The sequence below is a fragment of the Desulfitibacter sp. BRH_c19 genome, assembly GCA_001515945.1.
Classification (GTDB): Bacteria; Bacillota; DSM-16504; order Desulfitibacterales; family Desulfitibacteraceae; genus Desulfitibacter.
On sequence record LOER01000023.1, the window covers coordinates 137,457 to 152,243 of the forward strand.

The 14,787-nt window shown below is 38.5% G+C and carries 12 protein-coding genes; all 12 read right to left on the minus strand.

Features of this window, described 5'->3' with window-relative positions:
• Nucleotides 1-23: 23 nt before the first annotated feature.
• The 12 genes from APF76_13470 to APF76_13525 all read right to left on the minus strand — a co-directional run bounded on the left by APF76_13470 (nt 24) and on the right by APF76_13525 (nt 14,682).
• Nucleotides 24-2,564, minus strand: a complete 2,541-nt coding sequence (locus tag APF76_13470; GenBank protein KUO51646.1) for a pyridine nucleotide-disulfide oxidoreductase — start codon at nt 2,562-2,564, stop codon at nt 24-26.
• Nucleotides 2,565-2,719: 155 nt separating this feature from the next.
• Nucleotides 2,720-3,247, minus strand: a complete 528-nt coding sequence (locus APF76_13475; protein KUO51647.1) for a hypothetical protein — start codon at nt 3,245-3,247, stop codon at nt 2,720-2,722.
• Between the two features lie 19 nt (nt 3,248-3,266).
• Entirely contained in the window at nt 3,267-4,568 is a 1,302-nt protein-coding gene (locus APF76_13480) for a hypothetical protein (GenBank protein ID KUO51648.1), read from the minus strand.
• 236 nt (nt 4,569-4,804) lie between these two features.
• Nucleotides 4,805-5,458, minus strand: a complete 654-nt coding sequence (locus tag APF76_13485) for a hypothetical protein (GenBank protein ID KUO51649.1) — start codon at nt 5,456-5,458, stop codon at nt 4,805-4,807.
• Nucleotides 5,459-5,547: 89 nt separating this feature from the next.
• On the minus strand, nt 5,548-6,354 hold the full coding sequence (locus APF76_13490; GenBank protein KUO51676.1) for a diguanylate cyclase: 807 nt from the start codon (nt 6,352-6,354) through the stop codon (nt 5,548-5,550).
• Nucleotides 6,355-6,356: 2 nt separating this feature from the next.
• Nucleotides 6,357-7,289, minus strand: a complete 933-nt coding sequence (locus tag APF76_13495) for a peptide ABC transporter permease (protein ID KUO51650.1) — start codon at nt 7,287-7,289, stop codon at nt 6,357-6,359.
• Nucleotides 7,290-7,304: 15 nt separating this feature from the next.
• Nucleotides 7,305-8,942 (minus strand): hypothetical protein, encoded by a 1,638-nt coding sequence (locus tag APF76_13500; GenBank protein ID KUO51651.1) that lies wholly within the window; start codon nt 8,940-8,942, stop codon nt 7,305-7,307.
• 176 nt (nt 8,943-9,118) lie between these two features.
• Nucleotides 9,119-10,717 (minus strand): hypothetical protein, encoded by a 1,599-nt coding sequence (locus APF76_13505; GenBank protein ID KUO51652.1) that lies wholly within the window; start codon nt 10,715-10,717, stop codon nt 9,119-9,121.
• A gap of 142 nt (nt 10,718-10,859) precedes the next feature.
• A complete protein-coding gene (locus APF76_13510; protein ID KUO51677.1) occupies nt 10,860-11,780 on the minus strand; it encodes a peptide ABC transporter ATP-binding protein in 921 nt (306 codons plus the stop codon).
• A gap of 54 nt (nt 11,781-11,834) precedes the next feature.
• Nucleotides 11,835-12,839, minus strand: coding sequence for a peptide ABC transporter ATP-binding protein (locus APF76_13515; protein ID KUO51653.1), 1,005 nt, complete (start codon nt 12,837-12,839; stop codon nt 11,835-11,837).
• A 12-nt stretch (nt 12,840-12,851) separates the two neighbouring features.
• Nucleotides 12,852-13,748: a diguanylate cyclase gene (locus APF76_13520; protein KUO51678.1), complete on the minus strand. Its 897-nt coding sequence runs from the start codon at nt 13,746-13,748 to the stop codon at nt 12,852-12,854.
• Nucleotides 13,749-13,785: 37 nt separating this feature from the next.
• Complete coding sequence (locus tag APF76_13525) at nt 13,786-14,682, minus strand: peptide ABC transporter permease (protein KUO51679.1); 897 nt, start codon at nt 14,680-14,682, stop codon at nt 13,786-13,788.
• Nucleotides 14,683-14,787: the final 105 nt, after the last annotated feature.

Consider the following 14,787-nt stretch of genomic DNA (forward strand, 5'->3'; position numbering starts at 1 on the left):
ATTGATAGAAAAGTTAGCTACATTCAAAATATGTGAGACTGCTTTATTTCTTTTTTAGATTTATATCGATTCAGCCAGTTGTTAAGAGGACCTTGCAATCCTGGCACCCCTATCTTTTCCCAATCCCTATCAAACATTAAATCCATAAGGTGAAGTGATTTTTTGCCACCCAAGGTCATTGATTCCCTACATGCTGCACAATAAGTAACCATATGCTCTGATTTTGCCTCGGCAGCCCTGCGATTCATAACCCTCTTGGCAAGATCGGGATTTGCAGGCACAACCATACCCCCGAAACCACAACAGCGTGTATTATGTCTATTATGAGGCAATTCTTCAATTTTATAGCCCATTTCTCTCATTAAAAATCTCACAGAATCATGAATTTCATCAGCTTCTCTCGTAACACATGAGTCATGAAGAGCCATAACCTTTCCTTTACCAATTCCTTTCGCCTCTTCAGGAATACCTATCTCTCTCAAGACCTCATATAGTGAACGAACTTTTAAGTGAGGACTCATATTTGTAATCATACTGTAACAAGACTGGCATGCTACAATAATTTCTTCCACTTCTAATTGTTTAAACGCATCTTCTAGCATGGAATATCTTTCTCTAAATTCCTTTTCTAGTCCTAAGGCCTTTGTAGGTTTACCACAGCACTTTAAGACGGCACCGGTTCCAGGCAGTTCTTTTTGCAAATATCTTAATATTTCTCCTACTAATTTTGGCGAATAGGAAGGTAAGCTACAGCCAGGCATAAATGCCCTCTTCGTATATCCTGCCTTAAGGTCTGGTTTAACTATATTAAATATTGGGTGGAACCCTAGCTTTTGATGCATATAAATTGGTTTATGCTGAGGTAATGGACCTTCCCCATCTTTTACAAGATCCTTGCGCATTTGAGCAAATATTTCACTAAACTTATATTCCTTAGGACAATTTATGGTGCACTGGTTACACATATTGCAAGAGTATGGAATTAATGGATCTATACAACAAGCTGCCAATGTCTGCTCCATCAATTGTTTTGGGTATTCACAAAATTCATTAAGCATAATACATTCTTTCATGCACAACTTACATTCACACTGTAGACACCTTGTTGCCTCATGAATAGCACACTTTTCTGTAAAACCAACTTCAACCTCGTCAAAGGTTGTTAATCGCCTTTCAATAGGTATTCTTTTAACCTTAGTACGGATGGTTCCCTTTTCTTCATCCTTTATTTCTCTAACTAGTGTCGTCTCAAAAGTACCTTCCTTCTCTCTACCAATAGTTAAATCTTCATCTTTAAAATACTTGTCAATGGAAATGGCTGCTTTCTTACCATGAGCTACTGCTTCTATGGCAATTAAAGGTCTACCAACCATGTCTCCCCCTGCGAATATCTTTAAGTTGGTAGTCTGTAATGTTATTGGATCAACCTTTATCTTTCCATTAGGTGCTAATATGTCTGAATGTCCATTAAGAAAATTACTTTCAACACCCTGACCAATTGCCAATATCACCATGTCAGTATCAAGTAATAAATTTTCTTCCTCACTATATTTAGGATTAAAACTACCTTCACTATCAAATAAAGATACACATTTTACTAGGTCTATCTTCTCTACTTTTCCTTCTCCCAAGAATTGCTTAATACCATACCCATCAATTATTTTAATTCCTTCCTCTTCTGCCTCCTCTACCTCCCAGGAGTGGGCTGGCATTTCATGCTTTTGTTCAAGGCATACCATGATTACTTCTTCTGCACCTTTTCGAACAGCACTTCTAGCTACATCAATTGCAACATTTCCTCCACCAATTACTACAACCTTTTTGCCTACTTTCTGTGCTTCGCCTAAACTCACATTTCTTAAAAAATCTACTCCTGGTTCTATCCCCTCTAGTTCTTTTCCTGGGACATCAAGCATTATACTTTTGTGAGCACCCGCAGCAATAAAGACTGTATCATAATCATTTAATAAATCATCAAATTGAATGTCTTTGCCTATTTCAGTATTTAAATGAATAGTTACACCCATTAATGGCAAAATACTATATTCAAAGTCTATAACTTCTCGAGGAAGACGATAGGCAGGAATACCTACTCTCATCATACCCCCCACAACAGGTAATCTTTCAAATATTGTTACTGCGTATCCTTTTTTTCTCAAAATATATGCAGCCATAGCACCCGCTGGTCCCGCACCAATAATAGCTACTTTTTGTGGCTTTTCATTTCCCTCAATACTAATGTCCCATTCAAACTCACTATCATAATTGGCTGCAAATCTTTTTAGCTGCTGTACAGCAAGGGGCTCCCCTTCTTCATTTTGTTTGCATTTTTCTTCACAAGGATGGGCACATATTCTTCCCAATGTACCTGGGAAAGGCAAATCTTTGCGAATTATTGCTAGGGCTTCCCTGAAGTCGCCATCTGCAATTTTGCCAACATACCCCTTAACATCAATATGTAAAGGACATGTAGCTACGCAAAATGATGGAGATTCTCCCATGCACTCCTCAACAATATCTTGCATCTTTTGGCGTAATATTTCATCATCTTTGAACTGTGTCATATATAAATTCCTCCTTCGGCTAGCTTAAAAGTCCAGAATACCTTAAGTACCATTATAAGTTCCAGAGAGCCTAAAGTAGGATAACAGTTGTTTATATGGTATAAGAAATAATTATAGTAATAATAATTGTTCATGATTAATTAAAAAACTGGCACTTATGCACCAGTTTTTTTCCTATTTTTATACATTATACCTTGGATAAATAGAAAGATACCAATGTTCATAATGATATCTCCTATACTAATCATTTGCTGAATAGGCCAGCTAATATAAATTATATCCCCAAGATAGAGTAGCTTCGTTTGGGCAGTCATGATAGTATGAGTCACACGTTCTGCAAGAAACGCTATGCTTTCTTCAGGCATGTAAGTTGTCTTAACAGGCATTGCACCTTTATTAAACAGAATAACAATAAAGTTAAAAAAGGTCCCAAAAGGTAGAAGAATATTTAACCTTCCCTTATTTAACCAAAAGAAGTAAAAGAGCATAAGATAAGTAGCTAGATGAATAACTAATCCCCAGCAATCCCAGAACACCAATCCAAACCTATCAAGTATTATTTGTATAAAAAGGGCAACAAATAAAAAGCTAATTCCCCTTAAATGAATTAGCGCAAAGTTTTTTATATTACCCTTTCGGATTAGTCCAACAATAATACTAAATATGAGAGTCTCTATAAACATATCCTCACCCTTAAAACTCTTAGTATGCTAGCAATTTTTGAGCAGATGTGCTTTCCTTCTTAGATTCAAGCTTTATATCCGGAAATATCTCTGGAAAACATTCTATAAATGCCTCCACTACCTTTGGGTCAAATTGCTTGCCGGAGCATTCTACTATTTCTCTAATAGCAACTGTATATGATGTTGCATCTCTATATGCCCTGTTACTAGTCATGGCATCAAAGCAATCTGCAACTGCAATGATTCTTGCCATAAGGGGTATTTCTTCACCCTTTAACTTATCAGGATAACCGTAACCATCGAACCTCTCATGATGATGCAATACCACCTTTTTTTCATCGGTAAGCAGTTTTATGTCTTTAATAATATCTGCACCAATCTGTGGGTGTTGTCTTACTAAATCAAATTCCCCATTTGTTAATTTGTCAACCTTATTTAATACTGAATCACTAACAGCTACCTTGCCTATGTCATGAAGTAGTGCTAAGTAGTTTAGTTGTTCTAAGTCTGCTGCATCTAAGGACATTTGTCTTCCAATGGCAACACTATAAGTAGCAACCCTTTCTGAGTGACCCTTAGTATATTCATCCTTTGCTTCTATGGACTTAATTAAAGTTTCTATCGTATTTAAGTAATTATCACGCATGTCCATGTATAATTTAAATGAGTGACGTGCTAAAAGGAAGGGTAAAAAGAACATTATTAAGCCAAAAGGGCCAATATAATAATAGATTACAGCTACCACAAAACCCATAGGGGCTAATGCCAAATAATGTGGTGTTAATATTTTAAAATTGGTAACCCAAATATTCCATGGGTTTAACTTTTCGCTAAAGCTTATAACAAATGTAACTAGGATCGTATTTACAATAAAATATACTACACTTACTAAAAATGCATTTGCTACTAGGAATGCATCCATATCCATTGCCGCTACTTGCCAGGGTTGGATAAAAAGTGATGCAAAGTAAATCGAAATGATAACTTGGCTAGCATTGAATATTTCTTTTATCTTATTTTTTTTGGATTCCTTAAAGTATATCAGAAAGGCTGATATGATTTCCGATACAATGGAGATTAATGGACCATAATTGAAAATTGCAGCTAAGTGCATAGCAAAAGTAATTGCTACAGAACCTCGTCTAGGAAGCTTTACTGGCATTAGGTTAGATAATACAATTAAGATACAGAACATGACAGAGCTTGTATAAAATGACTCACTAATGAAAACATTTTTAATAGAAAGAACAGTAAAAAATAAAGAAATGCTTAGAGTAAAACAAATATAAAGTTTGGTCATTTTGTTTAGTTTGTGTTGCATATTTATCATCCAATTCTATATTTGTATATGTAATAAGGGGTCGTACGTTAAATCAAAGTTTTACCATCTCCAAGTAGCACCACCAGCTAATAACAATGCTGTCAATGCAGTTAAAACTTTAAATAATTTTGTCATTTGGAAAAACCCCCTTTTACGGTGATCTCTTACTGTTTCCGCTAGTCAGTAAAGGTTTTTCCGCTCCGCTATTTAGCTCCGCTCATACGACCCCTATAAAACTACATAATCAAATCTATCCTTCTATTTAGTGCATCTAGAACAGCTTTCACAATTGTTATGTCTTTATCTGTGGAAAATAGGCAGGAGCCTACTACTCTTTCAATGCTGTTTTCTGATACACATGACAGAACAACTGTGCCAATTTCACAGCTTGGTAGGTTTGTCCAAGAAACCTCCTCAACTATAAACCTAAGTTTATGCTCTAAAACTGTCTCTATTGACTGACATGCTGCTCCTGCTAGTACTCTGTATCTATTTGATTTTGAATTTGGTCCTTCAGACTGACCTTCAAAAGTAAATTCCCCTAGTTTTACAGATACTTTGAAAGATAACCAATTCTTACTTCCATTAATATCCACACTATTAATTATCAATCGGCTATATTTAGAAACTGGTGTAGTTTGTTTTATTTGCGCAACACTAATCTTTTTGTGATCAAGGGGAATATTCAACTCAGCCATTACCGCTGATTCAATATCTCTTACCATTTGCTTAGGTTGTCTGTTACTTTCTGATAATATATGCACTTCCTGTATCTTTCCATCTTCGTTAGAAATAACAACATTACAGGAGATTACACCTTTTATTCTTCTAATAACATCTTCTATCTGTCTTTGTCCTGCGTGACTACTTGTTTCATCAGATGTAGACATATCTTTTCCTCCCCACTAACACATACAACTCACATTCGACTAAAAGTAAACATTTTCCTGCTAAAAATAACTTAAAAAACAAATTTTTTCTATTTATTTACAGAAGGATCCAAGATTCTGCGTAATCCATCAGCAAGCATATTAAAGCCTAGCATAGAAAGTGTTAAAAGAACTGCTGGAAAAAACAATTGATATGGATAAGATCGTATACTTTGAAATCCTTCATTAATTAAAAAACCTAGGCTTGCTTTGGGAGTACTGATTCCCAACCCCAAAAAACTCAATACAGCTTCTGCAAGAATTATCTCAGGTATGGTCACAGTAACCATAACAATAATAGGACCTATTGCACTAGGAATTAGATGATAAAATATAATTCTCCAGTAATTAGCGCCAATGGAATAGGCAGCTAAAATAAAGTCCATTTCTTTGAGCCGTACAATTTCTCCCCTGACAATTCTTGCTGTACCTAACCAACACACAACCACTAGTGCTACCATGATTGTTTTAATTCCAGGTTCCATAATTAGTAATAACAAAATTACATATACCAAAAATGGTATTGAATAAAGAATCTCCACCAATTTCATCATTATTTCATCAAGGAGGCCTCCAAAATAACCCGCTATAGCACCATAAATAGTTCCAATAACAACACTTATAATACTTGCTATAATCCCTATCATAAATGATATACGTAGCCCAATCCATACCCTGGTAAACAAATCTCTTCCAAGAGAATCTGTTCCAAACCAATACTGTGAACTAGGTGATTCGTTTGCCCTTTGTAAAACCTGTTCATAATAAGTCCAAGAGTTTAGATATGGCCCAATAAGTGCCATTATCAGCAACAATGCTATAATGCTTAATCCTGCGATAAGGAGTACTCTATCCATTTTCACTTAATAATCCCCCTATCCCAGACCTTAACGCGGGGATCTAAAATTGCATAAGCTATGTCAACTATAATATTGATACATATTAGCAATGTACTATAAAAAATAGTTAATCCCACAACTACTGTATAGTCCCTATTAATTACGCTTATAACAAACCATTTTCCCATTCCTGGAATAGAAAAAATGCTCTCTATTATGAAACTCCCTGTTACAATTGCAGCAACCGCTGGTCCCAAGTAGCTTAGTACTGGGAAAAGACTATTTCGCAGCCCATGCTTGAAGACCACTTTACTATAGGGCAAGCCCTTTGCTCTAGCTGTTTGCATATAATTTTGCCCTAACACATCAAATAGGCTTGCTTTAATTAATCTTGTTATAATTGCCATTGGTAATAATGATAAAGCAATAACCGGTAATATCATCGATATAGGACCATGCCAAAGGGCAGGTGGAAACCATTGCAATTTAACAGCAAACATCTGTACCAATAGCCCAGCTAAAACAAAGCCTGGTATTGAAATTCCTAGTGTTGTAAACAAACTCACACCCATGTCCAACCATTTATTTCTATAAATAGCTGTGATGCAACCAAGCATAATTCCAAAACTAAGAGCTATTAGAATTGATGATATTCCTAGTAGTGCTGAAATGGGAAAACCATCTCTTATTATGCTGTTAACAGTTCTATTCTCTTGCTTTATTGATGATCCTAGGTCTCCCTTTGATAAACCCTTTAGATAGTTTAAATATTGTTCCCCTAAAGGCGCATCCAATTGATACTTGTAATTCAAATTCTGCGCAATTGCATCAGGAAGCCTCTTACCAGTCTCAAAAGGACTCCCTGGAATAGAGTGTATTAAAATAAAGGTAAGTGTAATAATTACAAAAAGAGTAATGAGTGAAGAACTCACTTTCCTAATGAGATATCTCATGAATACCCTCCAGGCTTATTTCTGAATATAAGCCCATTTAAATTCCATTTGCGGACCAAAGCTTAGCACACCAGCATCCTTCACATAGTCCTTAATTAGATAAGGTTTAGTATCATAAAAAATTGGCATAATAGGCATTTCATCCATTAAAATTTCCTCTGCTTTATGTAGTGCCTGTATACGCATTTCCTGGTCATCAGAGGTATTTGCTTCAGCAATTAATTCATCATATTCCGTGCTGCCCCAACCAGTTAAATTATTTCCTCCATCGGTAAGATATACGTCCAAAAAGGTCATTGCATCAATGTAATCAGCTGACCAAGATGCAGCGGTAATTTGATAATCACCAGTAAATATTGATTGCATATATACTCTCCACTCTTGTGATTGAATACTTATTGAAATTCCAAGATTTCTTCGCCACATCTCTTGAACTACCTGGGCTATCCTAAGAGTATCTTCAGAATCATTTATTAAGAGAACTAGCTCCGGAAAATCTGTTCCATCAGGATAACCTGCCTCAGAAAGTAACCTTTCAGCTTCTTCAAGATTTTCCGAGAAATATTCTCCTCCCACTTCTCTAAAATCTTTTAATGGATTCACATCTGGAACACCGTAGGGTACATAAGCATAAGCTGGTCTTTCACCGGCCCTTGTTACATAGTCAACAATTTCCTGTCTCTCAATAGCTAATGCTAAAGCTTGTCTCACTCTTGGATCATCCAATGGCACAGTATTTGTGTTGAATATGTATTTAGAAACAGATAAATCATCTCCAATCTTTAAGCCAAGATTATCACTCTTTAACCTATCTAAATCTTGGGATGGAATATTATACACTACATCAAGATTTCCTGTCTCAAACATTGTCAAGCTAGAACTTTCCTCTTCAATTAGCGTAAACACTAATTTATCTAGCTTAACACTATCCTTATCCCAATATAAATCATTAGCCACTAACTCTATCTGCTGATATTCTTGCCATTGATCTATTTTAAATGGGCCGTTGTTTATGTAAGTTTCAATATCTTGATTCCAAGCAGGGTTATTTTCTACAGTATTCTTATGAACTGGAAAGTAAGTAGGAAAAGCTGTTAACCCTAAAAACTGAGGAGTAGGTGCATTGAGTACTACTTCCAAAGTTTGATCATCTAAGGCAGTAACTCCTACTAAATCTGGATCTGAAACATCTGTATTCTCCTGATCGTTATAGTTAAAGGCATTGACTATATAATATAACTGATAAGCATAGTTTGAAGCATATTCTGGTGCCAGAACTCTCTTCCAAGCATATTCAAAATCATGAGCTGTTACAGGTTCACCGTTACTCCATTTAGCACCATCTCTAATATAGAAGGTATAGGTTTTGTTGTCCTCTGATATATCCCAATGACTAGCCATGGCAGGTTCAAGTTCACCTGCTGTATTATACCTTGTTAGACCCTCCATAACTGCATTGACCAAAGTCATGTCGGGCTGTCCCGCAACCCTTCCTGGATCTGTGGTTTCCGGCTGGCTATTTAAATTGAATGTTAAAATAGCAATCTCATCCTCTTCAGTACCACTAACTAGTTCTTCCTGTCCGCAGCCAGTAAGCAAAAAAACTAAAATCATCAGTAAAGCAAATCCAGTAAATAGTACTCTTTTGTTCATATAGTCATTTGCCCCCTAAATACCCCAAATTTAGATAATTAATATATATAAATTCTCTATTATTTCCTATTTTCCTGTATATTGTGGTAATATATTGTAAAATTTTTAAATAATTTTATACGTAAAAAGACAAGAAACTTAATAAAGTCCCTTGTCTTTTACCTAACACTATTCTATTAATGAACTGTGGCAGGAGGAGTGGTCTCTGTATAAACATCCACTATACATGGTTTATTACTTTCAAAAGCTTTTTGAAGAGTAGCTTCAAGGTCTTTTGATTCTTCAACTATAAATCCAATTCCTCCACAGCTTTCTGCATACATTTTAAAATCTGGGTTATGTAATTTTGTTCCAAAGGGTGTCAACCCTTCTGCCGTCATCTTATTCTTTTCCATGGCATAATATTTGTTGTTTGCAACAATAATTGTAATTGGCAACTCGTGTTTGACTGCACTTAAAAAATCAGCCATTAGCATCGTTAAGCCGCCATCACCTACAAAAGCAACAACTGGTCTATCAGGGGAATTTATCTTTGCAGCTAATGCTGCTGGCAATCCAAAACCAAGAGTACGCCATTTGCCTGAAAGAAGAATTGACTGTCCTTTTCCTTTAAATAGTCTATTAAACCATAGAAAATGATCCCCTACATCTAATGTGACAATTGCATTGTCTGCAATAGTTTTGTTCATAGCTTCTATTATACTGGCTGGGGAACAAGGGTTTCCAGCTTGAGATAATTCTTTTTCTACCCTCTTATTCCAGCTATCTCGCTCTTTTTCATATTCTTTTATCCAATTAGCATCTGAACTAGCTGTTATTTGTGGAATCAGTTTATCAAGGATAGTAGCAATATCACCAACAAGGCCAAAGGCAATTGGTTGCCCACCAGCCAAGGTAGCAGGATTACTATCAATCTTTATAATAGTAATACCTTCTGCTAAATAACTTTCTGGCCACCAGTTCGCACCAATTTCTAAAACTACATCAGCTTTGTTAAGTATATTGGTTGCAGCTTCACTTCCACCGTCTCCAAGTCCACCTAAGACCAGAGAGTGGTCATATTGAAATTCTCCTTTTACAACAGAGGTTAGTATAATGGGAGCACTTAATTTTTCTGCGAAAGCCAAGACCTTTTCAGACTGGCCTACTGCACCTTTACCAGCTAAAATTGCTGGTTTCTTAAACTGATTTATCTTAGCTGCAGCCTCTCCAATAACCTGATCTGTTGACTGTGCCCTAGTATTTATAAATGGGGCTTCTGGAAACAGCTTTCCAGAATAGGTTTTTTGCAATATGTCCTTTGGGATACTAATGTGAGTAGGCGTAGATTTCTGTATGGCTTGACTCAAAGCCTTTACTAATACTTCTCCAGCTGCCTCCTGGTTAACTACCTGCCCTGAAAAACATGTGACACCTGCAAACAGCATGCTTTGATTTATAACCTGTTTCTGATCTGTTCCTAAATCCTTTGTAGCTTCGTCTCCAGTAATAGCTAAAACAGGAACTTGATCTTTATAAGCATCTGCAATACCATTTAAAAGGTGTGTAGCACCAGGCCCACCAGTAGCTAGACAAACGCCAATCTGCCCAGTAAGCTTTGCGTGAGCAGAGGCCATAAGTGCAGCCGTTTCTTCATGACAAACTGAGTAAAACTTAATTTTGGGGCAAGTACTTAGCTGGTGAAGTAGTTGAAAGATGTGGTCACCTGCCACTCCATAGATATTTCTCACCCCCCAGTTTGCTAGCTGGGTTAGAATTGCTTCTGCAACATTCAATTTCAGACCTCCTTTATCTAGTTGTGTGCAATGCACTTATTTTAGTATTTGTTAAAGGAAGCTATTTAAACAAAAAACTTCTAAACAGAATAATCCACAAAAAAGCTTCGGGTCCCAAAGCGCTCTTGTCTTGAGCTGCACTCTAAACCAGGTGACAAGCCACCTGATGTCCGATGTCTATTTCTCGTAGTTCCGGTTCCTGCTGCTCGCAAATTTCCTGTGCTTGTGCACAACGGGTACGGAAACGACATCCACTAGGGGGTTTAATCGGACTGGGTACATCGCCTTCCAGGATAATCCTTTTTTTCTTGGCCTCCAGGTCAGGATCAGGAATAGGTACCGCTGACAATAAGGCTTTTGTGTAAGGGTGCTGCGGTTTTTCATAAATATCAACACTATCCGCAATTTCCATAATTCTACCCAAATACATTACTGCCACGCGATCACTAATATGACGCACCATGGACAAATCATGAGCAATGAAAAGATAAGTTAAACCCATATCCTGCTGCAAATTTTCCAACATGTTCACTACCTGTGCCTGGATGGAAACATCCAATGCAGAAATCGGTTCATCTAAAATAATGAAACTAGGTTCCACAGCTAATGCACGGGCGATGCCGATGCGCTGCCTTTGACCACCACTAAACTCATGTGGAAAACGGTTAGCATGTTCCGGAAGTAAACCTACCCTGTCCAATAACTCACGAACACGGCGGGTACGCTGAGCAGATTTGGCCAGGTTATGAATATCCAAGGGTTCACCAACTATGTCACCTACAGTCATTCTCGGGTTAAGTGATGCATAAGGATCCTGAAAAATCATCTGTATTTTCCGGCGAATGACCAGCATCTGCTTACCCTTGAAAGCAAACACATTTTTACCCCCAAAATGGAAGACTCCATCAGTTGGGTTGTACAAGCGGATCAACGTCCGGCCTACCGTAGTTTTACCGCAGCCACTTTCGCCAACCAAACCCAAAGTTTCTCCCTTCTTTATGGTAAAGCTGACATTATCAACAGCTTTAAGATAACTAGGTGGGCCAAGCAAAGTTGTTTTCATAGAAAAAAATTTCTTTAAATCACTTACCTCCACTAGTACTTGTGCTGGTTTCAATTACCTCACCCCTTCCAGAAGAACTCTTGGTGCCTGAGAATGCATCAACCAACAGGATACCCGGTGACCATTTTCAAGCTTTGTTTCTTGGGGTGGATGCTCCAAACAAACCCGCATTGCATGTTCACAACGGGGTGCGAAACTACAACCACTTGGCGGCTGAATTAGATCAGGGGGTTGCCCCGGAATTGAAACCAGGCGTTGCTTGGTTTTTTCATCCAAGCGCGGAATCGCTTTGAGCAAGCTCCATGTATAGGGATGTTTCGGTTTATAAAATACCTCACGGGTTGTTCCCTCTTCTACAATTTGTCCAGCGTACATGACCATAATGCGGCTACTTAAACCTGCAACCACTCCCAGATCGTGGGTAATCAAAATAATAGAGGTTCCAGTCTTATCTTTTAAATCTATCATCAACTCAATAATCTGAGCCTGAATGGTTACATCTAAAGCTGTTGTTGGTTCATCAGCAATTAAAAGTTTTGGATTACAGGCCAAGGCCAACGCAATCATAACTCGCTGGCGCATCCCACCGCTGAATTCATGAGGATACTGCTTAAGTCTGCGTTCTGCCTGTGGTATACCCACCAAACTTAACATATCTAAGGCTTTAGCCCTAGCCTTGGCTCCATTTAACCCTTGATGCTTAATTAAACCCTCTACAATCTGACGGCCAATGGTCATAGTAGGATTTAGTGATGTCATTGGATCCTGAAAAATCATTCCAATTTGGTTTCCCCGGACAGACTGCATTTCTTTTTCAGGCTTATGTACCAGATCAATGCCATTAAAAAAGATAGACCCAGCTACCACCTTTCCCGGCGGTGAGGGAACAAGTTTCATTATGGCCTGAGCAGTAACACTTTTCCCGCACCCAGATTCCCCTACAATGGCAATAGCTTCTCCCGCAGTCAAATCAAAGGTGATACCGCGAACCGCCTGCACTTCGCCTACATGGGTAAAAAAAGATACTTTCAAATCCTTGACTTCCAAAATTTTGCTCAACGGTTACACCTCCTATTTGCGGGTCCGCGGATCTAGGGCATCCCGCAGTCCATCGCCGAATAAATTAAAACACAAAATCGTTAAACTTATAAACAAGGCCGGGAAAAGCAGTTGCCAGGGATAGGCACGTATACCTTTTAATCCGTCACTTGCTAAGGCACCCCAACTGGCTATGGGAGCTGATACACCCAAACCCAAAAAACTTAACCACGCTTCCGTAAAGATGGCCTCCGGGATGGCCAGGGTCGTATACACTAAAATGGGCCCCATTGTATTGGGAATTAAATGTCTGAACAGGATTCGCAAGTTACCAGCGCCCAAAGTTCTGGCTGCCAAAATATACTCCTGCTCTTTTAAACTCAGGATCTGCCCCCTTACTAAACGGGCCATGGGCAGCCAGTATACAGCACCCAAGGCAATTAAAATTGTTTTTAAACTAGGCTCCATAATCACCATCAGCAAAATTACATAAATCAGAAATGGCACACTATATAATATTTCCACAATCCGCATCATCACTTCGTCAACCCAACCGCCCAATAGCCCGGAGATACCACCATAGATAACCCCGATTACCAATACGATAAAAGCCGTCAGAAAACCGATTTGTAGGGATATTCGGGCACCGTGCCAAATTCGGGTAAATAAATCACGACCTAGGGAATCTGTTCCAAACCAGTAGGTTTCATTGGGTGGTAAATTTTTCAGCTCCAGCACCTGATCAGAATAGGAAAAAGAGTTAAAGTAAGGTGCTACAACAGCTAGTACTGTCAAAATACTAATCATCACCAGACTGGCCATGGCCACTTTATTCTGTTTCAGCCGCCGCCAGACATCCTGCCAATAGGTAGTAGTAGGGCGAGTGAGCACTTCCGCTTCCTTCCGGTCCTGCCCCACATGTTCAAACATCTCTTGCTGTACTTCCAGCCTGACAACCATGCTCTACTCACTCCTTTCCACCGGTTAGTTTAACCCTTGGGTCGATTGCACTATAGGCGAGGTCAACCATTAGATTCATAATCATTAAAAACAAACTATAAAAAACTGTAATTCCCATAATTACTGTATAGTCCCTGTTCATAATGCTGGTGACGAAATGTCTACCCAAGCCAGGAACGGCAAAGATGTATTCCACCACAAAGCTGCCAGTAAAAATACTGGCTATTAATGGTCCTAAATAGGTTATCACCGGCATAATAGCATTGCGCAAAGCATGCCGATAAATAATCACCCGTTCCCCTAATCCCTTAGATTTTGCAGTACGGATATAGTCCTGCTGCAATACTTCCAGCATACTAGAGCGCATTAAACGAGCAATCATGGCGGTAGGCAAGCCGGCCAACGCCAGAGTTGGCAAAATAGCCTGCTGAGGCGACCCCCACATGGCCGGTAAAATCCAGTTCAATTTATAGGCAAAGACATACTGCAGGCCTCCAGCCATTACAAAACTGGGTACAGAAAACCCAATTGTAGCCAACACCATGGCCGAATAATCCTGCCAATGGTATTGACGCAAGGCAGAAATAATCCCGGCTGACAATCCAATTATCAGGGCAAATCCCACTGTCAGGGCTCCTAATTTTGCAGAAACTGGAAAGCCTTCCTCAATCATTTGATCAGCACTACGTCCTGGGAATTTAAAAGAAGGTCCAAACTCCCAACGAATCACTCTACCAAGGTAATCAAGATACTGCTTACTAAGCGGAGCGTTGAGCTTGTATTTTTCTTCAATATTCTTTTTAATTGACGGAGGCATTTCCTTTTCCGATTGAAAAGGGCCTCCTGGTATTATCTTCATACCAAAGAATGTCAAGGTAACAATGAAGAATAAGGCAATAGCCATGGCTATTATCCTGCGTACCAAGTAATGAGTCACACAGACAACCTCTTCTCTGTAATATTTTACCAATAAGGAATAAGGTAGGGAGAGGTATACATGAAAATCATG